The organism is Desulfitobacterium elongatum, assembly GCF_055378975.1.
Genome location: NZ_AP038772.1, coordinates 4,215,892 through 4,240,793, shown reverse-complemented (window position 1 = coordinate 4,240,793; position 24,902 = coordinate 4,215,892). Strand labels below are relative to the sequence as shown.

Below are 24,902 nucleotides of genomic sequence, written 5' to 3'. Positions count from 1 at the left end.
CTGAGCATAGAGGTATTTGAACGAATAAAGAACCAGACTATTTAGCGTTAATAGTCTGGTTCTTTATTCGTTCAATTCGTTCATTTTTTATAATCAGCTTATGGATTGTTATTCTTAGTTATAATTTGAGGGGTGTGCATCAATTAATACTATTTCGCCATAATGCATTTAAACCAATCATCTATCGCTTTCTTCTTATCTTCTGTGAACTCTTTCTTAGCTTCCTTATTTAACCAAAATAAGGATTTTTTAGATAAATATTGTCTCATTTGTTCTTCTGCCTCTATCATAATAACTTTTATTAGACATGGACATTTTTCAGAACTACTCGGTAAGTTAGTTTTGTCTAGCCGAATATTGTTTTGCCTGATTTCCGCACACTGAAATATAGGCGATGATCCTTCGACAGCCTCGACAATATCCCAAAAAGTTATTTTCTCCGAATTACGTGCTAACTCATATCCACCATTAACCCCTGGCATTGCCCTGACAATGCCAGCTTTCCTCAATTTGGTGAAAACCTTAGAAAGATAAGTTTCAGATATTCCTTGAAATATAGCTAATTCTTTTACGCCAATAGCCTTCCCTGGAGGAAGGTCTACCATATAAAACAAAGAATGTAAAGCATACTCTACGCCTATGCTGAATTGCAAAATGCTGCCCCCCTTTTGAATACTTATATTATACACGAAATGCCAGTTGACTTTCAAAGGTAAACAAAATATAGTAGATATTGTAGATAAGATTTATCTACAATATCTACAAGGGGGATAGCAAAATTGAATAATTGACATACTAAAAATGTTGATATGAGTCACCGTTAGAAGCCTTGAGTTGTTATAAAAGAGAGTTAAGGAGAATGAATTTAATGATTAACGAGAAACTTGCTGAAGTATTAGCACATCCTGCAGACGGAGAGGTGGCTATTGTTACCCAAGGGGTAGACGAGCCACACGTCGTGAATACATGGAATAGTTATATAAGTGTTACCTCGGAAGACAGATTAATAATTCCCGTCGGATTCATGTATCAAACTGAAAAAAACATTGCCAATAACAACAAGGTACAGATCACTATCGGAAGTAGAGAAGTCCAAGGAAAGATGTACAAAGGTGCCGGATTCCTAATTAAGGGAACCGCTAAGTTCCTTAAGGACGGCGCAGACTTTGACAAGATTAAAGGTAAGTATGATTGGGCTAGGGCTGTTTTGGAGATTACCATCGAGCATGCGAGACAGACAATCTAGTCCAAAATTAGGGGTACTCGAAAAAACCTTCGTTTCTCAAATCGAAACGAAGGTTTTTTTAGGTGCTTAATATTAAGATGAAATCTTTATTGACAACCGTTCTTGATGTAACTATAATGGTTACAGCTGAGAGAATAAAGTCTGATGTGAAGAGACACTATACTTCTTAGTCAATATTAATTTTTTAGGGGGCTACTGTAATGACACTTGATCAAATTAAGGAAATCTTAGCGAATGAAACTATGGGCTATTTTGCGACGACCAATGGTGAACAACTTGAAGTCAGGGGATGGCAGTATCAGTTTGCGGAAGGAAATAAATTCTATTTTATGACCGCAAATAATAAGGATGTTTACAAGCAAATGCAAGCTAACCCAAACGTAGCCTTTGCTGGCGTAAGCAATGGATACAATGTAAGAATTTCCGGTAAGGCAACGTTCTTAACCGATTCAGCTGAAGTAGAGAAAGCTTTTGCGAAGATTTCTCCTCAAGTTCAAAAAATGTATGAAAGTGCAGCCAATCCAGTCGTCGCAATTTTTTACATCGGTAGTGGTGAGGCTAAGGTTAGTAAAGGGTTCGCCCCATTTGAAGTGGTTAAATTCTAAGAAAAATTGGGTATTATCCAACAATCAGGTGGTATAGCAAAAAGTAGGGATTTCAATCTCCCTACTTTTTGCATTTCACTATTTCGATGTGATGTCCTAATACGTTCTCACTACTTGATATCCTTTAAGTCTTCTAGGATATTCTGAATACTTACTTGGCGTAACTCGTTCTCCATTGCTAATTGCGCTTTATCTAAAGTGGTACCTACGATCGATTCAATATTAGCGCCGACCTTGCATTTGGGATTGCCTTTATGGAAATTGAAAAGCTCATGATCATCATCAGTCACTTCAACTGCATTATAGACGTCGAGTAAGGATATAGTGGAGATATCTTTTTGAAAATAGGTTCCACCCGTTCCAGCATGAACATTAATAAGACCTGCTTTTTTTAGGAATCCGATAATTCTACGGATTAAAACAGGATTAGTATTCACGCTGGAAGCGATATATTCCGATGTACAATTTTCCTCGCTTATTGCTGTTAAAGTTAGGATATGAACAGCAATTGAAAAACGACTGCTTAATTTTTTCATAAGATTCTCTCCCTTAATGTAACCCATGATAGTTATCTGAGAGTTCAATGTCAAGCAAAGCTTTTAGGTTGAATTTTTTATGAAGAAAAATCTTTGTTCAGGTTCTACTTTTCCTCACTTGGGAAAAATTTCACTTTATTTTAGTAGATCGATTGGTATAATAGAGGCTATATGAGGAAACTGTAATAGTTTAATTATGCTCTGAGAATTTCCAAGTAATTATCTAAAAGGAAGTAGGGGGACGGTATGATTAGACACAATTTCAATTTATCCTTTAATGAGGATACGATTCAGTTCCTCGATTATATCTTCGGGACCATGCCCATATCCATGGTTATTACTGATGCAGACGGTAAAGTGTTAATGCTTAATGATCACTATGCGCAATTTATGAAGTTGGAAAAAGCAGAAGTTATTGGCCGTCACGTGAGTGAGGTAGTGCCAAATACTCGGCTTCCTATTGTTCTTGCTACGGGAAAAGCGGAGATTTCGCAGCAGCATGTCTATGGAAATGATGTTAAATCGATTGTTCATCGAATTCCGCTTTTTAACGATGAGGGGGAGGTTGCGGGTTGTCTGGGGATTGTGCTGTTTGAGTCGATGGAGGCCTTACACGAATTGGCACAGACGAATATTGTCCTCCATCACAAACTGTCTGAATACAAAAATGAAATCCATAGCCTATTTAAAGCAAAATATTCCTTTGATCAGATATTGGGGCAGAGTTCCATCATAAGGAAAACCAAGGAGTTAGCGAAACGGCTCGCCCATAGCAACGCCAATATTTTGATTAAAGGGGAAAGTGGCTCAGGAAAGGAACTTTGGGCCCATGCAATTCATCAGTCAAGTGACCGTGCCGAGAGTGCTTTCGTAAGCATTAACTGTGGGGCAATTCCAGAGAATTTATTGGAAAGTGAACTTTTCGGTTATGAGGAGGGGGCCTTTACTGGCGCGAAAAAGGGAGGGAAGTTAGGGAAGTTTCAACTTGCTAATGGGGGAACTCTATTTCTGGATGAAATCGGGGATATGCCTCTCATGATGCAAGTAAAAATCTTAAGAGTACTTCAAGAGCGGGAAGTCGAACGGGTTGGTGGGCGAGAGGCAGAAAAGGTTGATGTTAGAATTATCGCTGCGACACACCGCAATTTGGAACAAATGGTTAAGGAAGGATCATTCAGGGAGGATCTGTATTATAGACTCAATGTTTTATCCTTGCACCTACCGGCTCTTAGAGAGCATGCTGAGGATGTGCCTTTACTGATTCAACATTTTACGACAGAACACTGTAACCATACCGGAGTTATTAAGCGTTTTGCACCGGATGCGCTTGAAGTGTTAGGCAGTTACTCTTGGCCTGGTAATATTCGTGAGCTTAGTGCACTCGTCGAACAGGTGCTTGTCAGTACGGATTCGGTCGTTGTGGGGATTAAGGATCTCCCAGCAAAAGTTAGTTTGGCATTAAATAGTCTGCAGCATGACGCTACAAGTACTTTAGATAAAGCACTTGAGGAAGTTGAATATGATCTCATTAAAAAAGCGCTTGTGATGGCGCACCAAAGCAAATCTGAAGCTGCCCGGATTCTCGGAATTCCTAGGACACGACTTTATCGTAAGCTAGAGCAATATGGACTCGGAAATTTGGCGGATAAGATGTAGCGAAGTAGGACGTTGTAACAAAATAGAACAAGTATCTAAAAAGCGCATAGTTTGTACTTGTGAGTGCTTTAGCAAATAAAAGCTTTGTAACGAAACGTTACAAAGCTTTTATTTCTAGGTGATTGATTAGGCGAAACGTGCAAATCGAAGGGTGAAGACCGCAAGACTGAAAGTCATAGTTGATAAGACTCTCAGGGATTTTGTGAAAAAAATTCTTAGTACAAGACTTAGTTGGCACACGAATTGCTTTAGATTATGTCGAAAGCATGAAAACTTTATTGGAAAAAGGAGGATGATGGATGGTTAAGTTTGTTACGGCTTCAGAGGTAATCAAAAAGATACCGGATGGAGTATGTGTCGGAGTTACAGGCTTTGCCGGGTCAGGTCATGCTGAAGTTATCACTTCAGAATTGGAAAAGAAGTTCTTGGATGAGGGTCACCCAAGAGATCTAACACTTTTTCATTGTGCAGGTGTGGGGGATGGGAAAACTAAAGGAAATGGGCATTTCGGACAAGAGGGTCTTGTCAAACGAGTGATTGGAGGCCACTACAATCTAGCCCCTAAGGTTGTCAAGCTAGTGGTCGAAAACAAAATTGAAGCGTATAACTTTCCACAGGGAACTCTGGCTCAGCTTACACGTGATATCGCAGCTGGTAAGCCAGGGACTGTAAGCAAAGTCGGTCTTAAAACGTTTGTTGATCCCCGGGTTGAGGGTGGAAAGCTTAATTCTAAAACCCAGGAAGATCTCGTCGAGGTGATTCAGCTTCATGGAAAAGAGTGGCTTTTCTACAAAGGATTTAAAGTAGACGTTGCCATTATCCGAGCAACCTCAGCAGATGAGCGTGGAAATTTAAGTATTGAGAAAGAGGCTGTTTCACTCGAGATTCTCTCTATGGCACAAGCTGCTAAACAATCCGGTGGAATTGTTATTGCTCAAGTGGAACGTGTGGTCTCAGCGGGATCCTTGGATCCGAAACTTGTGAAAGTTCCCGGAATCCTTGTTGATTATATTGTAGTAGCTCCTGCAGGAGAACAATGGCAAACCTTTATGGAACCTTACAATCCGGCGTACACTGGTGAAACCCGGGTGCCGGTTGGGCAACTGGAAACTCTGCCTTTGGATGAACGTAAAGTCATTGCACGTCGTGCAGCTTTAGAACTGATTCCTGATGCTGTGGTTAATCTGGGAATCGGAATGCCCGAAGGTATTGCTATGGTCGCTAATGAAGAAGGCATCTCCAGTAAAATGACACTTACGGTGGAAGCAGGCGGAGTCGGCGGAATCCCAGCAGGTGGGTCAAACTTTGGAGGGTCAATCAATGTCGAAGCGTTAATTGATCAACCGTATCAGTTCGATTTCTATGATGGCGGCGGGTTGGATTTAGCTTTCCTAGGCCTCGCACAAATGGATCAATACGGAAATGTCAACGTGAGTAAGTTTGGTCCCAAAATTGCGGGCTGTGGTGGTTTTATCAATATCACCCAGAATGCCAAGAAAGTCATCTTCTGCGGAACAATGACTGCAGGAGGCCTAAAGATTGAAGTTGTTAATGGAGCTCTCAAAATTCTCCAGGAGGGTAAAATCCGTAAGTTGATTAACGAAGTCGAGCAGATCACGTTCTCTGGTGAATATGCGATCAGTGTAAATCAACCTGTACTTTATATTACAGAACGTGCTGTATTCGAGCTCACTTCTCAAGGGGTCATGCTGAGTGAAGTTGCTCCCGGAATCGATGTCGAAAAGGATGTACTGGCTCAGTTAGACTTTAAACCGATTATTTCTCCAAACCTTAAAACGATGGATGCACGGATTTTCCAAGCTAGCCCAATGAATATCAATGTCGCACAAGCTGCGAAATAATAATGATGAATTGATAGGGGGATTGCCATGTTAGGTGTTTTTGGAATTCTACTCGCACTCGGTCTCCTAATGTTTATGGCGTATAAAGGGTATTCCGTAATTTTCTTCGCCCCGGTATTTGCTATACTCGCTGCTGTATTATCTGGACTCGCTCTTATGCCTACCTATACCGAAATCTTTCTGCCGAACCTAGCAAACTATGTCAAAATTTACTTTCCATTCTTCCTCTTAGGCGCCGTCTTTGGAAAGGCCATGGAGGAATCAGGAGCAGCTGCTGCGATTGCTAAGGCGATTGTAAAAAAACTTGGAACCAAACAAGCCATGCTTTCCGTAGTGCTCTCCTGTGCAATCCTGACCTATGGTGGGGTTAGCCTCTTTGTGGTTGCTTTTGCGGTTTATCCGTTTGCCGCGAATATCTTCCGGGAAGCTAATATCCCTAAGCGTCTGATCCCTGCAACCATTGCCCTCGGCGCTTTTACCTTTACGATGGATGCTCTACCTGGAACTCCTCAGATTCAGAACTCAATTCCAATGAAATTCTTCAATACGGATCTTTACGCTGCTCCGGTGACCGGTATTCTTGGTACCCTTATGATCTTCGGTTTCGGGATGCTCTACATCGAGTGGCGCAGACGTAAAGCCCAAGCTGCGGGCGAGGGCTATGGAGTTCATACGACTCAAGAACCTGAACTTCTGGATGACAACACCTTGCCGAATCCGTTATTAGCCACGGTTCCGCTAATTGCCGTACTCCTTGTGACGTTGATTCTTCAGAAGGTGGTTTTCCCACAGTGGAATATTGTCGACTGGGTAAGCCAAGCACCCTATAAAATGGATAAAGCCGGAGTTATCGGAACCATGAATAACTGGGCATTGATGATTGGTTTGGCTGTCGGTATTCTTCTCGCCTTTGTCATCAATCCTAAGAAAATTAAAGGAAACGTCGCTAAAGCGCTCAACGCAGGAGCTATTGGTTCCTTACTCGCTGTTATGAACACTGCTTCTGAAGTGGGTTTCGGAAACGTTATCAAATCTCTACCGGGTTTCCAATCCATCGCGCATGGCTTGATGAATATCCGTGGGGGCGGTAGCCCGCTTCTCTCTGAAGCTGTAACAGTTAACGTGCTGGCAGGTGTGACTGGTTCTGCTTCGGGTGGTATGAGTATTGCACTTGATGCTTTTGGTAAAGATTATCTGGCCATGGCACAAAAAATTGGATTAAGTCCTGAACTCTTGCATCGGATCGCTTCTATGTCCTCTGGAGGTATGGATACCTTACCTCATAATGGTGCCGTCATCACTCTACTTGCCATCACAGGACTTACCCATAAACAAGCTTACAAAGATATCTTTGCACTGACTCTAATGAAAATGGCAGCTCCATTCGTCTTAATCGCACTTTCTTCGATCTTCCATTTCGTGTAATCGATTTGTACCCTAGAATATGGGTTGTATTGTATCTTAGACCTTTTTAGTATCGTCCCCTTGTTCGGCTTCGAGGGTTCACGCTCTCGAAGCCCACAACTTTGAGAATAACAACAATTAAAATAATTAGGAGGCTAACATTATGAAATTTGAATTGACAGAAATACAAGGCTTAATCCAAGGAACGGTCCGTGAGTTTGCACAAACAGCAGTTGCTCCGATCGCAGCTGAAATTGACAGGGATCATCGTTTTCCAGAGGAATTGGTTCCTCAACTGGCTGAGCTTAACTTGCTGGGTGTACCTTATCCGGAAGAAGTGGGCGGTGCCGGAGCAGATAACCTTAGTTATGTACTGGTTATCGAAGAGCTCGCTCGAGTTTGTGCAAGCACGGCAGTTATTGTATCCGCTCATACTTCACTGGGAACTTGGCCAATCTATCAATTTGGTACAGAGGCTCAAAAAGAGAAATATTTGAGCAAGTTAGCGAGTGGAGAGTGGCTTGGGGCATTTGCCTTGACGGAGCCTGGTGCAGGTACAGATGCAGCAGCGGGTAAGACGACCGCAGTCTTAGAAGGAGATGAATGGGTCCTCAATGGTTCAAAAATCTTCATCACCAATGGTGGGTATGCCGATGTGTATATCGTCACCGCTATGACGGATCCGAGCAAAGGAACGAAAGGAATCAGCGCCTTCATCGTGGAGAAAGATGCCCCTGGATTCTCAGTCGGGGAAAAAGAACACAAAATGGGGATCAAAGCTTCAAGTACTACCCCACTTTATTTCAGCGATTGTCGTATTCCGAAAGATGCGATTCTAGGTCAACCTGGACAAGGCTTTAAAATTGCTATGCAGACACTTGATGGAGGACGTATCGGAGTTGCTGCCCAAGCCCTCGGTATTGCTCAAGGCGCACTCGATGCTGCAACAAAATATGCTAAAGAACGGGTTCAATTTGGTAAACCGATTGCAAATCAACAAGCAATTCAATGGATGTTTGCTGATATGGCAACTCAAATCGATGCTGCACGACTCTTAGTTTATCGTGCGGCATGGAATAAAGATAATGGACTTCCTTATAGTAAAGAAGCAGCTATGGCTAAGCTTTTCGCAGCTGAAACAGCGAGCTTTGTCGCTAGCAAGGCAGTACAAATCCATGGAGGTTATGGCTATACCGAAAACTATCCGGTTGAAAGAGCAATGCGTGACGCTAAGATCACGGAAATTTATGAAGGAACCTCCGAAGTTCAACGTATGGTCATCGCGGGAAGCGTTCTTCGCTAAGCGTTTAGCTTGAAGTGCAATATTTGTAAAATTTCAATTCTAAGATGTTTATTGATACTAGAAATTCATTAGTTAAGACTCGAATCGTTTTATGTCGATTTCGAATCTTAGAGAATAAAGATAAGTAGGTGCAGAGGGGGGACAGGCTGAAGGGCCTGCACTCCCCCGTGAAAGGGGAAGCGTGCGAATGAAAGTAATTGCCTGTTATAAGTGGGTTCTTGATGAGGCTGATTTGAAGGTTGATGCCAAATCCCGTGCCTTGCTTACGGATCGGGCCAAAAGTAAAATCAGCGAGTATGACCGTAATGCCATCGAATGTGGGGTCCAGCTTACCGAACAACTCGGAGGAGAAGTGGTGGCTCTAACGGCTGGAACGGCTAACGCGAAAAACTCGTTGAAAGATGCCTTATCCAGAGGGCCGGCACAAGCTGTTTTCGTTAAGGATGAGTTGATGGCTCAAGCGGATTCTGCGGTCACAGCCAAAGTCCTAGCTGGTGCTGTGCGGAAAGTTGGCGAATATGACCTTATTGTTTGCGGGGAAGGTTCAAGTGATGAGTATGCACAACAAGTAGGAATTCGCATGGGCCAACTGCTCAATGTTCCAGTCATCACGTTTGTTAATAAAGTGGAAGTTAACGACGGAGTTCTTCGCGCGGAACGTAAATTGGAGGAAGGAATTGAAGTCGTCGAAGTCAAACTTCCGGCCTTGATTACAGTACTTCCAGATGTGAACACCCCAAGGATTCCAAGCTTAAAGCAAATCCTAGGCGCTGCTAAAAAGCCGGTACAAGAACTTTCGATTGCTGATTGTGGCCTTAGTACTGCGGATTCCCAGCCAAAGGTTCGTCGTCAAAGTGTTTTGGCAGCGGTCATGGAGCGTAAGCAAATTCGTGTTCAGGGCGATGCCACTGAAATGGTTCAACAAATGGTTGATGTACTCAAAAAAGAAGGCGTATGTTAGGTCGAGGAGGAGGAAAAAACATGTCACAAATCTGGGTTATTTCAGAATCGCAATCCGCACTGCTTGAGTTAGTAGCTCATGCCAAAGGGATTGCTCAAGGAGAGAGTATTGTAGCCTGGGCCTTCTCTGCAGATGCAGCACAAGCCGCTTCTCAACATGGAGCAGACCAGGTGATTGAGCTAGGAGCGAAACGTCCTGAGGATTGTACAACGGTCATGATTGAACGGGCTCATGCTGGAATGCCAGTTGCTATTCTATGTGGTAGCACCAAACGGTCAAAAGAGATTGCCGCTCGCCTAGCCGCTACTCTCGATGCAGGGCTAATCAATGAAGCCTTTAACTTAAAACGGTGTGAGGATTCCTTTCAAGCAGAACGCTATATCTATGGCGGGCTCTGCGTAGCCAATGAAACAATTGAAGCAAGTCCTTTCATGGCGGTCATGGTCGCTAAAACCGTGGAAGCGCTCCCCGCAGGTTCGGCTGCACCGATCGAAGGGGTTTCCGTCACTGAATCCAAGGTTCAAGTGATTGAGCTTCGCGCGACTCAGGTCACGTGCAATCTTGCCGATTCCAATGTGGTTATTTGCGTCGGTCGAGGACTGACCCAGCAAGACGATATCGAACTCGCTCGCCGTCTCGCGAAGAAGCTCGGTGGAGAACTGGGCTGCACACGTCCTGTAGCGGAAGATCTGCACTGGATGCCGGAAGAGAATTATATTGGAATCTCCGGCCAGATTGTCAAACCCACGGTGTATATCGGCATTGGAACCTCCGGCCAGATCCAACACATATCTGGTATTCGTGATTCGAAAACGATTATCACGATTGAGAAGAATGATAACGCTCCCATCATCGAGGCCGCTGACTATGCTTTAGTCGGAGATCTCTATCAGATTCTACCGGCCCTACTCACAGCCCTCGGAGCATAATTAAAGGAGGCCATTATGTCAGAAGAACGCTTTGATGCGATTGTCGTCGGCGCAGGCCCGGCAGGAAGTGTAGCCGCCTATTGTATGGCAAAGGCGGGTCTGGAGGTTCTGCTTATCGAACGGGGGGATGCACCTGGAGCCAAGAATATGACAGGAGGACGACTCTACGGTCATTCCTTGCACAAGATTATCCCGAACTTTTGGGAGGAGGCTCCAGTCGAGCGGAAAGTAACCCGTGAGACGGTCACGTTTATGACCGGAGAAACTGCAGTTTCCCTCGATGTGAAAAGTGAAAAATGGAATGAGGCCCCCTCCTTCACAGTACTCCGCTCCGAGTTCGATGCCTGGTTAGCTTCCAAAGCGGAAGAGGCCGGAGCCATGCTTGCCGCCGGAGTTAAAGTGGATGAGCTGATTATGGAGAAGGGTAAAGTCGTCGGGGTTCGCTGCGATGAAGATGAAATGTTTGCTAATGTCGTAATTGCAGCCGATGGGGTGAATTCTCTGCTCGCTCAAAAAGTGGGAATCCGGGGAGAACTCTTGGCGAAGCATGTCGCTGTCGGAGCAAAAGAAGTCATAGAATTACCCCGCGAGGTGATTGAAAATCGTTTCAATCTGACTGGAGATGCCGGGGCTGCTCAGCTCTTTGTGGGAGAGTGCACCCGAGGACTTCAGGGCGGAGGATTCATCTACACCAATAAAAATACAGTCTCCCTCGGCCTCGTTATTACCGCTGAGGAGTTTACCCATACGGAACACCGTATGATTGACCTGATTGAGGAGTTTAAAATGCACCCGGCTATCCAGCCTTTGATTGAAGGCGGCAAGGTGGTCGAGTATTCTGGCCACCTCGTTCCGGAAGGCGGACTTAGCATGATGCCACCTCTGGTCCATGACGGACTCCTCATCGTCGGGGATGCTGCGGGTTTGGTGCTAAACATCGGGTATATGGTGCGTGGCATGGATTTGGCGATAGCTTCCGGTGAAGCTGCAGCAAACGCTGTGATTACCGCCAAGGCGAAAGAAGACTACAGCAAACAAGGTCTAGCGTCCTATCAGACGGACTTGGAGAATAGCTTCGTACTGCAAGACCTCAAAACCTATGCCAAAGCGCCCTCCTTTATGGAGAATAAACGAATTTTTGGCCACTACCCCTTCTTCGTGGAAGAAATGATGGTCAATCTGTTTAGCGTGACTAACACACCGGAAAAGCCGATCATGAAAGAGACCTGGGGCACGATTAAAAAATATGGGGGTCTAATACAGTTAGCGAAAGATGCATGGAAGGGGGTTTCCGCACTATGAGAAAGCTAAGTATTGAGGAACGTCTGGGAACGACGAAGTTCATCGTGGATGAGGGGATGCCCCATATCGTCCTTGATAAAAGCATCTGTGCAACCTGTAAGGATAAACCCTGTGTCAAAGCGTGTCCAGCAGGACTGTACCAGATTCAAGGGGATGCGGTGAGCTTTGACTTCGCGGGATGTCTAGAGTGTGGAACCTGCCGCGTCGTATGTCTCCCGAAGGGGCTTAAATGGGAATATCCTCGAGGGACCTTTGGAGTAGAGTTCCGTTACGGCTAAGAATAGTAAAGTTTGCGAAATTAGGCAGTGCGTTTAATAAAAAATAATGCAAAATAGGAGTGGATAAAATGAAAGAACTTGCATTTGATGAAATGAAAGTAGGAGATCAGGCTTCCATATCCAAAACCGTTACTGAATCGGATATCCTCACCTTTGCTGGTTTAACCATGGATTTCAATCCAGTGCATATTAATGCTGAGTATGCCAAGGAATCCATCTTCGGCGAGCGTATTGCGCATGGGATGCTTTCCGCAGGGTTTATATCTGCAGTACTCGGGACCACATTGCCTGGGCCTAATTCCATCTATCTCGGACAGGAGTTAAAATTCACGGCTCCAGTCAAAATCGGAGACACAGTGACAGCTACTGCTACTATAATTGAAAAGCGTGAAGAGAAACGAATTCTTAAGTTGCATACCACCGTAGCTAATCAACGGGGTGAAGTCGTCGTAGATGGAAGTGCTGTAATCAAAAAAATGGGTAAATAGATTTAAGGGTGACCGCAATTGGGTCACCCTTAAATCCTATGGTCTGGTTCCCCTCAGGCCCAACGCATTATGATTAATCGCCAAGCGAATATCGAAAGTAAGAAGAAATGGGCCAAGGATCTGTCCGGAATTAAAGAGTAGGCATTCATGTTAGTTGCGATACTTGGGTATTTCTTAATAATTTTGGAATATAAGCGAAGAGGTGTTAACGATGGCTGTAGAATTAAAAGTTGAAAATTATATCGCCACAGTCGTTATTGATCGACCCAAAGCATTAAATGCACTCAATTCTGAAGTCCTAATTGACTTGGTAAATGTCATATCAGAAATCCGGACTCGTAAAGATATTCGGATTGTGCTGCTCATGGGCGGAGGAGAAAAGAGTTTCGTTGCTGGAGCGGACATTGCTCAAATGTCGAACCTTAATCCACTCGAGGGAGCAGAATTTTCACATACAGGACAAAATGTGTTTCGTATGATTACTGAACTTCCGTATCCTACAATTGCAGTGATTCAGGGCTTCGCGTTAGGTGGAGGATGTGAACTTGCATTAGCTTGCGATATTCGGATAGCCAGTGAAAAGGCTCGGTTTGGTCAACCGGAGGTTGGATTAGGGATTATTCCGGGTTTTGGAGGTACTCAACGATTAGCTCGTCTCATTGGGCCCGGACAAGCTAAAAAGCTGATTTTTAGCGCAGAAATAATTCAGGCTGTCCAAGCCTTGGAAATAGGGCTCGTCGAGCAGGTTGTCGCTCCAGAGCAACTGAATGAAACTGTTCTCAATTTGGCGCAAGCCATTGCTTCAAAATCCCCAAATGCATTGAAACTAGCAAAAACTGCCATTGACCAGGGACTCGAAGGCTCACTAGAGGAAGGAATGCGACTTGAGGCTGGATTATTTGCTCTTTGCTTTGCATCCCCTGAACAAAAAGAAGGCATGACTGCCTTTATCGAGAAACGAAAACCTAAGTTTTAAGAAGCCGGAGCTATGCTTGCGTTTAGAAAGCACAAATTAAATGGTGGGAGCCTGATTTCTTTAAAAAGGAAATCAAGCTCCCACCATTTTTCTATAGCTGGGTCTCACAAAAACATAAGAATTTCAGACGCTCCATCTTAAAGTGTGAGGCAGCAAGGATTTCTGGCCAGGGTTTAATACTTTCGATGAGCGCCTTCTTTGAATCAGGAGCTAAGTTATTCCAGGGAACCTGGGAGGAATCCGTTTTTTTCTTAAGCCTCCGTTTATGAACGTATTTGGCTAGAACGATTAGCTCTTTTTCTGCTAATTCTATAGCTTCGGGCTTCTCCTTGACAGAGATGAGATCATAATTGATTTTATTTAAGGCGTTTGGGATATGGTTAACTTGGTCGCGGTATGCGTTTTTGATGTCTTCGCTTAAGGCTTTCCAAGCTTCCGTGGCATTCAGATTATCCTTAAAGTTATCTGTGGAAAGCCTTAGGAGTTTAAAGTGAAGATCCCGTGCGAGATTCTCAATCTTTTCACTAAAAAAGGCGTCCCTCATTAAGAGGCGTGAAAATTGCTCCTCATCGACATGGAGCTTTAACTGTTCCTTGGACGGGAGATGAAATTGTTCCCACTTCTTGGCATTGTTCAGCATACTCATCTCGAGTATGGCTTCCATCGATCGTGATTCATGTTTATACTGTGCAACTTTGAGGAGGGCCCTGAGCACTCCATTATCAATTTGAGCCTCTCCGTTTTCATTAATGAGGTGTGGAACTTTACGTTCTAATAGGGAACGTAAGAGCATGGATCGACGAATAATAAATAATTGGTCCCAATGTTCATCGGTTTGATTGGGTCCTAGAATATTAACATATCCTCTGAGGCGGCTCACAAAGTCAGGTCCTTTAGCACTTTGGAACTCTTTGAAGAACTGTTTATATTCTTTTTCATCTCCGATATCTTCGCCACAGAATTCACTATACGTTCTGCTTGTGCCACCAGCAAAGACAAAAATTGCTTTACCGATAGGGTGGACGGAATCCCCTTCTCTAAACACTCCATCCTGCATCGGAGCGAGGAAATATCGTAGCCATCCGAGTTTTCCTTCAAAAGAGGAATCGAATTCATCGAAAAAGACGAGCGGGATTTTCCCAACCAAAGAAAGGTCTCTAACTTTATGAAAGGCGCTTAGTAAATCCGATAAGCTTCGAAGCTGAGATAGATTATAATTTAGCTTTTCAATGAGCCAAGGAGCAATACTTGAGGCCACTTCAGCTACACCAAAGGATTTTCCCGAACCGGGGGTCCCGAAGACAGCAATCGATAGGGGACGCACTGTGTTTTTTGCCGACACATACTCGCTGAGGAGGTTTTTGATACTATGGTAGCCTTCAATCTCTGTCCGATCGACGACTTTCAAATTTCCGAACTGTGCAATGGGTATATACCTTAGCGCGCTCTTTTCTCCGTTTTTAACAATATCATAAGCAATTTCAGCTAGATTGGTCGAACTTTTATCCTTAATAATGTACCAGCACGATTGACAATTAGGATTGTCTGCATTTCGGATGAGGACATCTTGGATGTGCTCCTTGGTGATAAAATCATCTTCACCTTCGCTAAAGATTGCCGGATCAGGAAAGGCGTTCTCTTCAGGGTCTTCACCAAAGCCTCGAATAAAGTACTTCTGTGCAGCGACCATTCCTTCACGTATACCTTCATCGATGGAATGACTCAGTTCCTCTTTCCCCTGGATTCCCGAAACGATGGCTCGAACAAGGCCGGCGACAAAACATGAGGTAAGTCCGAACATTTTACCTTGAGTTTCCTTGATAAAGCCTCCTTCAAATGCATAGGTCAGGAAGTATAAGTAAGAATTCAGTGTATCACCCTTTTGATAATAGATAGCTCCCTCAAGCCCAAAGGGTGCAATAAGATGACGGCATTTTGTCAAGAAAGCAAGATTGGGATTATTATTCATTTGCCAAACAAAGTCTAAGGCCGTTCTTTCCCAGGAAAGCCCCTTGCTGATATTCACTCCTTTGGACCGTAAATCATCGGCATTAATAACAACTACGGTGTTCTGAAGGTGATGTTCTTCGATATGATTCCAGAGTGGGGATGCGCAATCTGGATTGTTGATCTTATAGATTACGATCGGTGATTTCCCTGATGTTCTAAGAGCTAAGGGCCAATAGTCTTCCTTGGAGTGGAAGCCATTGTCTTCATCATCCAGGATAACCATGTCCGCATTTTCGTCATCGTTTCGGATCGGAAAGAATTTCGGAAAAATGTCTGGAGATGTCGGCCCTGTGAATCCGAGGAAGTCTTTTACACGGTAGACTTTATGCTTGCTTTTTCCATTCGCTGTAGCTGGAAATCGTTCTAATTCTACGGAAGAGAGAAGAACTTCTTTCTCTGAGTAGATATTGCCGAAATCGTGTATTTCTGGGGAAAGGATAGAAGCCCCTGTAGATAAGGCAACAAGCTTGGATAGAAGGAGTGCTTCTCCGGCTTTCAAACGATTATGGACGCGGGGAAAGTACTGCCAGCTCAGATCCTTATTATACTGAGGCTGGGTTTTCCAGAGGAAGGTGTTAATACATATATCTCCTGACACAACGATCTTAAAGTCTTTGTCTTCCATAATGTTAGCTCCTTCTAAGTATCATCGGAGATAGTTTGACCCGGGCTTGATGGAAATATCAAACTACCTCGAAGTGTGATGGACAGGCTCTTTATGATAGAAGTTTTTCGAAAAATTCATGGGGGAGCCTGCAAATAGGGAGCCTGATTTCTATTCTGAAGGAATCAGTTTATGTGGAGAGAACACCTGTAGATTATAAAATTTAGAAAATTAAAAATCTATTGACAATGCTATGAACGGTTTAGTAAAATTGCATTAGACAGCAAGCTGTATAGACAGGTATGAACAGCAGGATATAAGCTCAAGAATGAGGAGGGCGATTCTTAGGTGATTATCATCGGGGAAAAAATCAATGGGACCATTCCAAGTGTCAAGAAAGCTATCGAAGCAAAAGATGCGGAATTTATCCGCGATCTCGCCATTAGACAAGGAGAGGCGGGTGCAGACTTTATCGACGTCTGCGCTAGTACTGCACCTGAAGTTGAAGTTGAAACTCTGAAATGGTTGATGGACATTGTTCAGGAAGCGACAGATATACCTTTATGTATCGATAGCCCCAATGCCAAAGCGATTGAAGAAGTTTTTAAATACGCGAGACGCCCAGGACTTATTAACTCCGTCTCCTTAGAGGGCGATAAATGCGAAGTTATATTTCCCTTGATTCAAGATACCTCCTGGCAAACGATAGCACTCACGTGTGACAACTCAGGAATTCCTAAGGATGTTCAGACACGCGTTGATATCGCTAAAGGCTTGGTCGAAATGGCCCAAAAATATGACATTGCTCCCGATAGAATCCATATTGATCCTCTTGTCATTGCTTTGTCAGCTGATAACGATTCCTTATTAAAATTTGCTGAGGCTACTAGTAAAATCAAAGAATTATTTCCTACGATAAAAGTGACCTCGGGTCTAAGTAATATTTCCTTCGGCATGCCCTTAAGAAAAGTGGTGAATCAGAACTTCTTAACACTAGCTATGTTTTCAGGGATGGATTCAGCCATCCTTGATCCCCTCAACAGAGATTTAACGGCCACACTTTTGGCGACTGAAGCTTTGCTGGGGCATGATAAACATTGCAGGAATTTCGCCAACGCTTTTCGGAAAAATAAAATTGGACCGATTAAGACAGAAAATTAAGTGGGATTGACTATGAGAATAACCTAAAGTTAAGTTAAGCCAAAAGGTTAATTAAAGCTTATCAAAGCTTATTAAAATATCGAAGGAGGATGAACAATGATCGACTTACAAGCACTTACCGAGAGATTAGGAGACCTTGACGAAGCGGCAGTCATCGAGATGCTTACAGAGTTTGTCGCAACAGATCCGAGCAGTGAAGACGCCCAAAAGGTTGTGAATGCCTGCCAGCAAGGCATGGCTATCGTCGGAGATTTATTCGAGAAAAATGAATACTTTGTAGGGGATTTAATCTTCGCTGGAGAAATACTCACGAGTGCTATTGATACCTTAAAACCAGTATTAGGTGGAGCAGACACCCAAAAAGTTGGAACGATAGTTTTAGGTACGGTTGAAGGGGATTTACATGATATCGGTAAGAATATTTTTGGTGGAATGGCTGATGCGGCAGGCTTTGAAATAATCGATTTAGGAATCGATGTATCAGCAAGTGCCTTTGTCGAGAAAGTTAAAGAAGTGAAACCGCAAATCGTTGGGCTAAGTGGAGTTCTAACTCTATCTCTTGATTCCATGAAGAAAGTCGTAGACGGACTTGAAGGAGCAGGTTTAAGAGATAGTGTAAAAGTCATCATTGGAGGTAACCCAGTAACTGAAGCAGCATCCCAGTATGTTGGCTCAGATGCATTTACAATAAATGCAGCTGAAGGCATTAGAATATGTCAAGGGTGGGTGAAATAAATGGGTGACTTAAAAGCTCTATCGCTGGAAAGAAATCAACTTTTCACGGATGTTATCGATGGTAAGATCCCTAAAAGAGTACCTATCGAGGCAATATTCACAAATGAGTTTTCTGTACAGTATGCCGGAATGGATTTAACGGAAGCTCAATGGGATACGACACGTTACGAAGTTGCTTTTGATCAAGTGTGTAGGGATTTTTATTCCGATAGTTATCCAGTGTCCGCCATGAGATTTCCATCTGTATATCAACAACTAGGGGCTAGAAATTGGAAGATGGGATCGAATGGATTTCTCCAGCATCCAGAAGTTGAAGGACTGGCTGTAGAAGAATATGATGATTTTATAGCCTCACCCTATGATTGTATTGTTGAGAAGGTCTTGCCCAGACTCTATCCAGAATTGAATGCAGAGCCGGGAAAGAGAGCCATGACCTTAGCCAAAGCCTATAAAGCTTGGTTTGATGAGTTGACAAATCTAGGCATGGTATCAGCCAAACTAACACAAAAATATGGTTATGCTACGATACCCTTAATCGGCGGCTTTAATGAAGCACCTATGGATTTTGTTGCAGATCAGTTGCGGGGCTTCAAAGGGATATCCATGGATATCCGCAGAATTCCCGATAAAGTGGCTGCGGCAGCAGAGGCGGCTCTTCCCTTGATGATCAAAATGGGCATGCCTATGGTTCCATCGAAATATTCCCCCACCATAATGCCTTTACACATGCCTCCATTTATGCGTGAAAAGGATTTTGCTAAACTGTATTGGCCTACCTTTAAAAAGCTAATTGAGACCTTAGAAGAAGCAGGGCAAGCCTGTGCAGTATTTGCGGAACAAGACTGGACGAGATATGTAGATTACTTGAATGAGTTGCCGGAAAGCACGCAAATTTTAGTCGAATCTGGCGATCCCAAGATATTTAAGGAAAAAGTGGGTCAAAAACATGTCCTTATGGGCTTTTATCCTACGGTCCTAATCAAGACAGGAACGAAAAAACAATGTATTGATAAGGCCAAAGAGCTATTAGATATCTTAGCGCCAGGAGGTCGATATATTTTCTCCTTCGACAAAGGCCCCTTGACTGTGGACAGCATCAATGTTGAAAACATGCAGGCTGTCTTAGAATATGTCGCTACTAACGCCAATTATTAAAGGAGGGCTTGAGAATGGAAACGAAATATTATAAAGCCTGGGAACAGTATGTAGTCGAGCATCCTGAAATCGATGAGAAATATATGCCAGTCATAGCCCAAAGGGTTCAGGGCTATGAAGAAATGATGTTCATTTTTATTATGAATTTGTGCGTCTAACATTAAGATTTTATGTCCGCATCCCGATCATCCGATTGGTCAATAGGAGTGAAGCCTATCAGTATAAAAGGAGTGGAAAGATGATTGAATCTTCCAAGGCAGTATTGTCTCCCTATCGTTGGGTAGTCTTAGCTATTGTATGGGCGGCGACATTAATCGGTGTCGCACCGCAATTTCAGGTCGCAGCTCTTGCTTTTAAGGTAATCCCTGATCTAAACCTCTCTTTGACCCAGTTTTCTATGATTTTTTCCGCTCCTATGTTAGGCTCCGTATTTTTCAGTGTGCCTTCCGGAGCCTTGGGTGATCGATTTGGTGTAAAGAAGGTTGTGACAGTAGGTTTTATACTCTCAATTGTGGGTGTTTATTTTCGATATGCTGCACATGATTTTTTAACGTTTTTTACTCTAATGTTCTTATCTGGTTTAAGTTCTGCACTCTTAAATGCTAATATCTCAAAGCTCGTTGGGGCGTGGTTCCCACTAGAACAGATGGGAACAGCGATGGGGATTAATTATACAGGTGCTGGACTTGGGATGGCGATAGGCTTATCCACAGCAACTCTGTTTCCGACGACGAAAATGGCTTATACCACTGCGGGTTACCTTATGCTCATCGTCGCGATTCTCTGGGTGATCCTAGTCAAGGATAAGCCTGCAGGGACTCCTGATATGCCTGTCATGCCTACGACTCAATATCTTCGTGAAGTTATAAAGAGTAAAAACGTTTGGTTAGTGGGTACGGGGCTTATGATCTTTATGGGCTGTAACATGGTCTTCAGCGGCAATTTCTCCAATGCTTTGAATGCCGTTAGAGGTGTTGATCCTCATAAGGCGAGTCTCATGACTTCCTTAGTAACCCTGGGTAGTGTTTTGGGTAGCTTAGTCGGCCCCATTCTCTCTGATCGTATCGGGAGAATTAGGCCCTTCCTAGCTCCGGTAGCGATTTTGGGTGCGGTAAGCATGTATCTGACCTGGAATTCCTCGGGAATTACGACTTGGTTAATCCTCCCAGTCCTTGGGTTTATGATGGGAGTAACATTACCGCTTTTAATGTCCTTCCCCATGCTCTTACCTGAAATCGGACCGACCTATGCTGGAAGCGCAGGGGGCCTCATCGCTACCTTGCAACTCATCGGGGCCTTCTTCGTTCCTTCCTTTATCGTTGCCCCCCTTGCGAATAATAGCTTTGATGTATTATTCCTATTAGCCAGTATCTTATATTTCCTTTCGGGAGTAGTTTTTTATTTCTTGCCTGAACTCGGCACAAAGGCGCGCCTTACTACTCAAAAAACTGGCGAGGAAATCGAGAGAGCATGACGGCAACATAATTTATCGGAATTGTGCTATTATTGTGTGTAGGAAAACTACCTATTCTTGGAGGGGCAAATGAACGACCAAAAAGAGCTGGAAGTTATGCTTATAAAAGCCATCGGGGAGCTCGATGAAGAAGCCGTGATGCAATTATCGGAGGAAGCTTTAGATGCTGGATTGGAGCCTCCATATCTTTTGGAGGTTATCGCTGAGGGAATGACTAAGGTAGGGAAATTGTATCAAAGTCAAGATTATTTTATAGCAGACCTGATTATGTCTGGAATCATTTTTAAAGATGTCTTGAAGTTGGAGCCGATGAAAGCGCATTTCCTAAGTAATACTACAGAGAAAATAGGCAGGATGCTTTTGGGAACGGTTAGAGGAGATATCCATGACATCGGTAAAGACATTTTCAAAGGTATGCTGGAAGCGAATGGGTTTGAAGTCGTGGATCTAGGGGTGGATGTCCCTAAAGAAATCTTTCTGGCAAAATATCAGGAATATCAACCCGATATTGTGGGTCTAAGCGGAATACTGACAAGCACTATCGAGACCATGAAAGATACGGTTGAGGCATTTGTACAATCCGGTGATCGAGGAAACGTAAAGTTAATCATCGGAGGAAGTCATCTTACAAAAGAGGCATGTCGATATATTGGGGCGGATAACTATGCTAATGATGTTTCACGTGGAGTGAAAGTATGTAGGGAGTGGATGGGTATTAGGGATCGTGAGGGCGTAACGGATGATGAGTAGTCCGGTTTATCTCAAGATATTTGAAGAGATAAGAAATCAGATCAACAGCGCTGAACTTAAACCGGGTGATACCATCCCTCCTGAAACAGCCTTATGTAAGCACTATGGGACGAGTCGGGCTACTGTAAGAAATGGCCTTGCCCTTCTCTTTAATGAAGGATATATCTATTCCATTCCAGGCAAAGGGAACTTTGTCAAAGCCCCCCAACATAACAAGTATACCGTTTATTATGACGAAATGAACAACTCCTTTAGTAGTGTAGATGATACCAAACTATTAGAAGTCAACATTATTTCACCTGATGAACCTTTAGCCAACAAATTGCAAATTAGTAAATTCAAAAATGTCATTATTATTCGCAGAGTATTCTTTAGTGATGGGGAGTCTATTGCTTATGACGTCAAATATTTACCCTATATAAAGGGTATGCCGCTTGTAGAAAAAGAAATAGAACATGCCACTTTCCCTGAAATGATGGGAAAGAGCATTCCACCATTTGCCATGAAGAAAAATATAAGGATTTATGCCCAGACACCGAACGAAGATATCAAAAGACATCTTAATATTAAAACGCAGATTGCCTTATTAGTCGTAGAGCAGAAACTCTTCGATGACGAAAATAAACCCATTGGCCTGGGAATCACTTACTTCAAAGAAGATTACATTAAGTTGGAGGGAGTTAGTCAGTAGGAGCAAGTAAATGAGGTCATTGAAGGTCAGTATAATCTCTCTTTAAGATTAGAATACTAAATCTAGTTGATTGAAGGGAGATGCTTATATTGGCTAATGTTAAAATTCAAGCCCTTGATAATGGGCCATTCCTTGTTAATGGAGAAATCGAACTCGTTGATGGCGAAGGGAAGAAAATCGAGACGCATGAGGAAACCTATTTATGTCGCTGTGGTTTATCTGGCAATGCGCCATTTTGTGATGGATCACATCAAGGAAAGCTCAATAGTACCGTTCGTGCAAAGTAGAAGTAGAACCATTGGATTACGGTCAGTCATCGCATAAGCCAAAGCTCGGGAGATACCCTCTTAGGTTATTTCTCGGGCTTTCTTATTTCCAAAATGAAGGGGTGTATCTTAGAGAAGAGTCTCATGAATGACAATATAGTATTGAGTACAGAGTAAGAAAAGGTCTATAATAAGCATACCGAAATTCTAAGCCTATAGGAGAACAATCATGAGTCGATTCAGAGATTTGAACTCGAAAAACATCGCAGCGGGAGTTGTATCCGCACTCTTAGCCATCACTGGTCCACCTGCTATTATCCTCGAAGCAGCATCAAATGGAAACTTTACGACAAACCAGACTATACTTTGGATGTTTTCGGTCTATGTGTTCGGTGGGATATTTAGTATTCTCATTCCTTGGTACTACCGAATGCCTATCGTTGGTGCACATACCATTACTGGGGTCGCTTTTCTTACCACAGTTACAGCTCAGTTTACTTACCCTGAACTCCTTGGTGCCTATATTTTTTCTGGAGTCCTGATGTTATTGATAGGATATCTGGGTATTTTCTCGAAATTACTTGAATATGTTCCGAAGGAGATTATCGCCGTGATGTTGGCAGGAATGATTACGAAGTATATCGTTAATTTCGTCGTGTCTATCACTCAACTCCCATTAATCGGGGGGGCATCACTCCTTGCATTTTTCATCTTCAGTAAATGGGACAAGCGAATTCCACCAATGGTTGCAGGTATTGTGACAGGTACGCTTTTATTACTTTTAACACAACCCCTGGATAGCATAGGGGTGGCCGTCACATCGTTTGTGGTTCCTACTCTTCAACTTCCTGAATTTACCGTCTTAAGCTTTATTTCTGTCTCAGTTCCACTGGCACTCCTTATTTTAAGTAATGATGCGGCAGTAGGACTTGGAGCATTAGAGCAGAATGGATATCACCCTCCAGTGAATCGAGTCATCTCTTTAACTGGAATATTTTCAATCCTCACCAGCTTTTTTGGCGGGCAATCCGCCAATGTGGCCGGAATGATGTCGGCCATTTGTTCGGATGAGGAGGCAGGGCCTAAGGAAAAAAGGTATATGGGAGCCGTGGTTTCTGGCATTATCATTCTCTTATTCGGCTTGTTTTCTTGGCGACTCGTTCCTGTGATTCATGTTCTACCCAAGGCGTTTATTTCACTTCTTGTCGGCTTCGCCCTTCTCGGCGTATTCGGAAACAGTTTGTCGGTGGGCTTCTCTAGACCGACTATGAAATTAAGTACAGCATTTTCCTTTGTTATTGCTCTATCCAATATTTCCATTTTCAATATTAGTGCTCCGGTTTGGTCCCTGCTTGTCGGTACCTTTATTGCACGAATTGTTGAAGGGAGATTTGATAAGAAACTATGACATAAAGAAGGAATTTCATAGATTATGTAGAATTGTATGAAAATAGAAATACGACATAAATGGGGGTGGATTTTATAGACATTCCCTGGGCTGTTTTGTTGTTGCAAGGGATGCCAGAACAAATCGCAGTTGTCACCTTAGCTTATGCGATCGCTAAGCTTCCATTGAAATGGAAGGAAATCATCCCAATTGGGATTTTATTAGCCCTCATTGCTTATAGTGTAAGATTACTTCCTCTTCCCTTTGGAACACATACGTTAATTATTATATTCACTCTTTTTATTGTTTTAACCCTAAAGGGCAAAGGAGACGTAAGTCTGTCTTTGATTGCATGCCTTTTAAGCTATTCAGCTTTATTTGTTTTCGAATATATGTCTTTGTCTATCCTTATGGCTGTTTTTAAGATGCCTGGAGAAATCTGGTATAGTAATCAGCTGCTAAGGGTTCTGTTTACTGAACCACAAGTCGTACTGCTCTTTATTACAGCATTTCTGATTCGACGAAAGAGGGTAACGTATGATTAGCCTAACAGAGATGAGTAGTAACCTTACGAACTTTATTACTAAGGATTTGGAATATGACGAAGATAAGAAAGAGATAATTGATTATGCCATCGAAACTACTCTCCTTTCAATTTTTGGAACGCTCCTGTTGATTCTTTTTGCTTTTGTTGTCAATGCTTTAAAAGCGGCTCTTTTTGCGGCCATTTTCGGGGTTTTACTTCGAAGGGTCTCGGGAGGAGCCCATTTTAATACACCGTCAAAATGTTTAGTTTTCGGTGCGCTGTTATATAGCGCTATTGGATTTATTGCTAAAAAGTTAGTTGAATACCACTTGATAAGTGATTATATTCTCTGGTTATTTTTATTGCTTTCTTTACTCATTGTTTTTTTCTTAGCTCCGGTTGACAGTGAAAATAAGCCAATTCACTCTGAAAAATTAAAGGTTAGACTCAAAGGGTTATCGATTGTTTTTGTTCTTGTGGCATTTTTCATAAGCCTGTTCTCAAGCAACCTTCTACTGAATGTCAGCATGTGTATGGGTATTCTATACCAATCCATCACATTGTTGCCAATATTCAATAAACGGGGAGGTGGATAAA

At 43.0% G+C, this 24,902-nt stretch carries 26 protein-coding genes; 23 read left to right on the top strand and 3 right to left on the bottom strand.

Annotated elements, in window-relative coordinates; all coding sequences use genetic code 11:
* Positions 1–149: 149 nt before the first annotated feature.
* Entirely contained in the window at positions 150–653 is a 504-nt protein-coding gene (locus ACZ42W_RS19965) for an RrF2 family transcriptional regulator (protein WP_464167008.1), read from the bottom strand.
* 215 nt (positions 654–868) lie between these two features.
* On the opposite strand from ACZ42W_RS19965, the gene ACZ42W_RS19960 reads away from it, so the two are divergent.
* Positions 869–1,246: a pyridoxamine 5'-phosphate oxidase family protein gene (locus tag ACZ42W_RS19960; RefSeq protein ID WP_464167007.1), complete on the top strand. Its 378-nt coding sequence runs from the start codon at positions 869–871 to the stop codon at positions 1,244–1,246.
* A gap of 200 nt (positions 1,247–1,446) precedes the next feature.
* The gene (locus ACZ42W_RS19955; RefSeq protein ID WP_464167006.1) at positions 1,447–1,851 is read left to right on the top strand and encodes a pyridoxamine 5'-phosphate oxidase family protein; all 405 of its coding nucleotides are present in this window, start codon (positions 1,447–1,449) and stop codon (positions 1,849–1,851) included.
* 110 nt (positions 1,852–1,961) lie between these two features.
* Here the strand turns inward: ACZ42W_RS19955 and ACZ42W_RS19950 are convergent, their stop codons facing one another.
* The gene (locus ACZ42W_RS19950) at positions 1,962–2,387 is read right to left on the bottom strand and encodes an Rrf2 family transcriptional regulator (protein WP_464167005.1); all 426 of its coding nucleotides are present in this window, start codon (positions 2,385–2,387) and stop codon (positions 1,962–1,964) included.
* A 246-nt stretch (positions 2,388–2,633) separates the two neighbouring features.
* Between ACZ42W_RS19950 and ACZ42W_RS19945 the strand changes: the two genes are divergently transcribed.
* The 10 genes from ACZ42W_RS19945 (at position 2,634) to ACZ42W_RS19900 (ending at position 13,546) form a co-directional block, all read left to right on the top strand.
* Positions 2,634–4,043, top strand: coding sequence for a sigma-54 interaction domain-containing protein (locus ACZ42W_RS19945; protein WP_464167004.1), 1,410 nt, complete (start codon positions 2,634–2,636; stop codon positions 4,041–4,043).
* Between the two features lie 299 nt (positions 4,044–4,342).
* Entirely contained in the window at positions 4,343–5,905 is a 1,563-nt protein-coding gene (locus ACZ42W_RS19940; protein ID WP_464167003.1) for an acyl CoA:acetate/3-ketoacid CoA transferase, read from the top strand.
* Positions 5,906–5,932: 27 nt separating this feature from the next.
* Positions 5,933–7,330 (top strand): GntP family permease, encoded by a 1,398-nt coding sequence (locus ACZ42W_RS19935; protein ID WP_464167002.1) that lies wholly within the window; start codon positions 5,933–5,935, stop codon positions 7,328–7,330.
* A gap of 142 nt (positions 7,331–7,472) precedes the next feature.
* On the top strand, positions 7,473–8,612 hold the full coding sequence (locus ACZ42W_RS19930) for an acyl-CoA dehydrogenase (protein WP_464167001.1): 1,140 nt from the start codon (positions 7,473–7,475) through the stop codon (positions 8,610–8,612).
* Between the two features lie 187 nt (positions 8,613–8,799).
* The gene (locus ACZ42W_RS19925) at positions 8,800–9,573 is read left to right on the top strand and encodes an electron transfer flavoprotein subunit beta/FixA family protein (RefSeq protein WP_464167000.1); all 774 of its coding nucleotides are present in this window, start codon (positions 8,800–8,802) and stop codon (positions 9,571–9,573) included.
* Positions 9,574–9,593: 20 nt separating this feature from the next.
* On the top strand, positions 9,594–10,502 hold the full coding sequence (locus ACZ42W_RS19920) for an electron transfer flavoprotein subunit alpha/FixB family protein (protein WP_464166999.1): 909 nt from the start codon (positions 9,594–9,596) through the stop codon (positions 10,500–10,502).
* A 15-nt stretch (positions 10,503–10,517) separates the two neighbouring features.
* Positions 10,518–11,804 (top strand): FAD-dependent oxidoreductase, encoded by a 1,287-nt coding sequence (locus ACZ42W_RS19915; RefSeq protein ID WP_464166998.1) that lies wholly within the window; start codon positions 10,518–10,520, stop codon positions 11,802–11,804.
* Entirely contained in the window at positions 11,801–12,082 is a 282-nt protein-coding gene (locus tag ACZ42W_RS19910; protein WP_464166997.1) for a ferredoxin family protein, read from the top strand. The genes ACZ42W_RS19915 and ACZ42W_RS19910 overlap by 4 nt, the downstream gene beginning before the upstream one ends.
* A 68-nt stretch (positions 12,083–12,150) precedes the next feature.
* Entirely contained in the window at positions 12,151–12,570 is a 420-nt protein-coding gene (locus ACZ42W_RS19905) for a MaoC family dehydratase (RefSeq protein ID WP_464166996.1), read from the top strand.
* Between the two features lie 211 nt (positions 12,571–12,781).
* Positions 12,782–13,546 carry an enoyl-CoA hydratase-related protein gene (locus tag ACZ42W_RS19900; protein WP_464166995.1) on the top strand — a complete coding sequence of 255 codons (765 nt, stop codon included), beginning with the start codon at positions 12,782–12,784 and terminating at the stop codon, positions 13,544–13,546.
* A gap of 91 nt (positions 13,547–13,637) precedes the next feature.
* Here the strand turns inward: ACZ42W_RS19900 and ACZ42W_RS19895 are convergent, their stop codons facing one another.
* Positions 13,638–16,181 carry a Ryanodine receptor Ryr gene (locus ACZ42W_RS19895; RefSeq protein WP_464166994.1) on the bottom strand — a complete coding sequence of 848 codons (2,544 nt, stop codon included), beginning with the start codon at positions 16,179–16,181 and terminating at the stop codon, positions 13,638–13,640.
* A 327-nt stretch (positions 16,182–16,508) separates the two neighbouring features.
* On the opposite strand from ACZ42W_RS19895, the gene ACZ42W_RS19890 reads away from it, so the two are divergent.
* From ACZ42W_RS19890 to ACZ42W_RS19840, 11 genes are all read left to right on the top strand, one after another.
* On the top strand, positions 16,509–17,321 hold the full coding sequence (locus ACZ42W_RS19890) for a methyltetrahydrofolate cobalamin methyltransferase (protein WP_464166993.1): 813 nt from the start codon (positions 16,509–16,511) through the stop codon (positions 17,319–17,321).
* 96 nt (positions 17,322–17,417) lie between these two features.
* Positions 17,418–18,056, top strand: a complete 639-nt coding sequence (locus ACZ42W_RS19885; RefSeq protein ID WP_464166992.1) for a cobalamin B12-binding domain-containing protein — start codon at positions 17,418–17,420, stop codon at positions 18,054–18,056.
* On the top strand, positions 18,057–19,211 hold the full coding sequence (locus tag ACZ42W_RS19880) for a uroporphyrinogen decarboxylase/cobalamine-independent methonine synthase family protein (RefSeq protein ID WP_464166991.1): 1,155 nt from the start codon (positions 18,057–18,059) through the stop codon (positions 19,209–19,211).
* A gap of 14 nt (positions 19,212–19,225) precedes the next feature.
* Entirely contained in the window at positions 19,226–19,369 is a 144-nt protein-coding gene (locus ACZ42W_RS19875) for a hypothetical protein (RefSeq protein WP_464166990.1), read from the top strand.
* A gap of 80 nt (positions 19,370–19,449) precedes the next feature.
* Positions 19,450–20,685, top strand: coding sequence for an MFS transporter (locus ACZ42W_RS19870; RefSeq protein ID WP_464166989.1), 1,236 nt, complete (start codon positions 19,450–19,452; stop codon positions 20,683–20,685).
* 69 nt (positions 20,686–20,754) lie between these two features.
* Positions 20,755–21,435, top strand: coding sequence for a cobalamin B12-binding domain-containing protein (locus ACZ42W_RS19865; RefSeq protein ID WP_464166988.1), 681 nt, complete (start codon positions 20,755–20,757; stop codon positions 21,433–21,435).
* Positions 21,428–22,126, top strand: a complete 699-nt coding sequence (locus ACZ42W_RS19860) for a GntR family transcriptional regulator (protein WP_464171114.1) — start codon at positions 21,428–21,430, stop codon at positions 22,124–22,126. The genes ACZ42W_RS19865 and ACZ42W_RS19860 overlap by 8 nt, the downstream gene beginning before the upstream one ends.
* An 89-nt stretch (positions 22,127–22,215) precedes the next feature.
* Positions 22,216–22,413, top strand: a complete 198-nt coding sequence (locus tag ACZ42W_RS19855) for a CDGSH iron-sulfur domain-containing protein (RefSeq protein WP_464166987.1) — start codon at positions 22,216–22,218, stop codon at positions 22,411–22,413.
* A 208-nt stretch (positions 22,414–22,621) separates the two neighbouring features.
* A complete protein-coding gene (locus tag ACZ42W_RS19850; RefSeq protein WP_464166986.1) occupies positions 22,622–23,800 on the top strand; it encodes a benzoate/H(+) symporter BenE family transporter in 1,179 nt (392 codons plus the stop codon).
* A gap of 65 nt (positions 23,801–23,865) precedes the next feature.
* Positions 23,866–24,324 (top strand): hypothetical protein, encoded by a 459-nt coding sequence (locus ACZ42W_RS19845; protein WP_464166985.1) that lies wholly within the window; start codon positions 23,866–23,868, stop codon positions 24,322–24,324.
* The gene (locus ACZ42W_RS19840) at positions 24,317–24,901 is read left to right on the top strand and encodes an accessory gene regulator ArgB-like protein (RefSeq protein ID WP_464166984.1); all 585 of its coding nucleotides are present in this window, start codon (positions 24,317–24,319) and stop codon (positions 24,899–24,901) included. Before ACZ42W_RS19845 ends, ACZ42W_RS19840 begins: the two co-directional genes overlap by 8 nt.
* Position 24,902 lies beyond the last annotated feature (1 nt).

Bases quoted from the DNA above. Each gene is read 5' to 3' on its own strand.
- ACZ42W_RS19960 (WP_464167007.1), top strand. From the start codon at position 869: ATGATTAACGAGAAACTTGCTGAAGTATTAGCACATCCTGCAGACGGA.
- ACZ42W_RS19955 (WP_464167006.1), top strand. From the start codon at position 1,447: ATGACACTTGATCAAATTAAGGAAATCTTAGCGAATGAAACTATGGGC.
- ACZ42W_RS19950 (WP_464167005.1), bottom strand. From the start codon at position 2,387: ATGAAAAAATTAAGCAGTCGTTTTTCAATTGCTGTTCATATCCTAACT.
- ACZ42W_RS19945 (WP_464167004.1), top strand. From the start codon at position 2,634: ATGATTAGACACAATTTCAATTTATCCTTTAATGAGGATACGATTCAG.
- ACZ42W_RS19940 (WP_464167003.1), top strand. From the start codon at position 4,343: ATGGTTAAGTTTGTTACGGCTTCAGAGGTAATCAAAAAGATACCGGAT.
- ACZ42W_RS19935 (WP_464167002.1), top strand. From the start codon at position 5,933: ATGTTAGGTGTTTTTGGAATTCTACTCGCACTCGGTCTCCTAATGTTT.
- ACZ42W_RS19930 (WP_464167001.1), top strand. From the start codon at position 7,473: ATGAAATTTGAATTGACAGAAATACAAGGCTTAATCCAAGGAACGGTC.
- ACZ42W_RS19925 (WP_464167000.1), top strand. From the start codon at position 8,800: ATGAAAGTAATTGCCTGTTATAAGTGGGTTCTTGATGAGGCTGATTTG.
- ACZ42W_RS19920 (WP_464166999.1), top strand. From the start codon at position 9,594: ATGTCACAAATCTGGGTTATTTCAGAATCGCAATCCGCACTGCTTGAG.
- ACZ42W_RS19915 (WP_464166998.1), top strand. From the start codon at position 10,518: ATGTCAGAAGAACGCTTTGATGCGATTGTCGTCGGCGCAGGCCCGGCA.
- ACZ42W_RS19910 (WP_464166997.1), top strand. From the start codon at position 11,801: ATGAGAAAGCTAAGTATTGAGGAACGTCTGGGAACGACGAAGTTCATC.
- ACZ42W_RS19905 (WP_464166996.1), top strand. From the start codon at position 12,151: ATGAAAGAACTTGCATTTGATGAAATGAAAGTAGGAGATCAGGCTTCC.
- ACZ42W_RS19900 (WP_464166995.1), top strand. From the start codon at position 12,782: ATGGCTGTAGAATTAAAAGTTGAAAATTATATCGCCACAGTCGTTATT.
- ACZ42W_RS19895 (WP_464166994.1), bottom strand. From the start codon at position 16,181: ATGGAAGACAAAGACTTTAAGATCGTTGTGTCAGGAGATATATGTATT.
- ACZ42W_RS19885 (WP_464166992.1), top strand. From the start codon at position 17,418: ATGATCGACTTACAAGCACTTACCGAGAGATTAGGAGACCTTGACGAA.
- ACZ42W_RS19880 (WP_464166991.1), top strand. From the start codon at position 18,057: ATGGGTGACTTAAAAGCTCTATCGCTGGAAAGAAATCAACTTTTCACG.
- ACZ42W_RS19875 (WP_464166990.1), top strand. From the start codon at position 19,226: ATGGAAACGAAATATTATAAAGCCTGGGAACAGTATGTAGTCGAGCAT.
- ACZ42W_RS19870 (WP_464166989.1), top strand. From the start codon at position 19,450: ATGATTGAATCTTCCAAGGCAGTATTGTCTCCCTATCGTTGGGTAGTC.
- ACZ42W_RS19865 (WP_464166988.1), top strand. From the start codon at position 20,755: ATGAACGACCAAAAAGAGCTGGAAGTTATGCTTATAAAAGCCATCGGG.
- ACZ42W_RS19860 (WP_464171114.1), top strand. From the start codon at position 21,428: ATGAGTAGTCCGGTTTATCTCAAGATATTTGAAGAGATAAGAAATCAG.
- ACZ42W_RS19850 (WP_464166986.1), top strand. From the start codon at position 22,622: ATGAGTCGATTCAGAGATTTGAACTCGAAAAACATCGCAGCGGGAGTT.
- ACZ42W_RS19840 (WP_464166984.1), top strand. From the start codon at position 24,317: ATGATTAGCCTAACAGAGATGAGTAGTAACCTTACGAACTTTATTACT.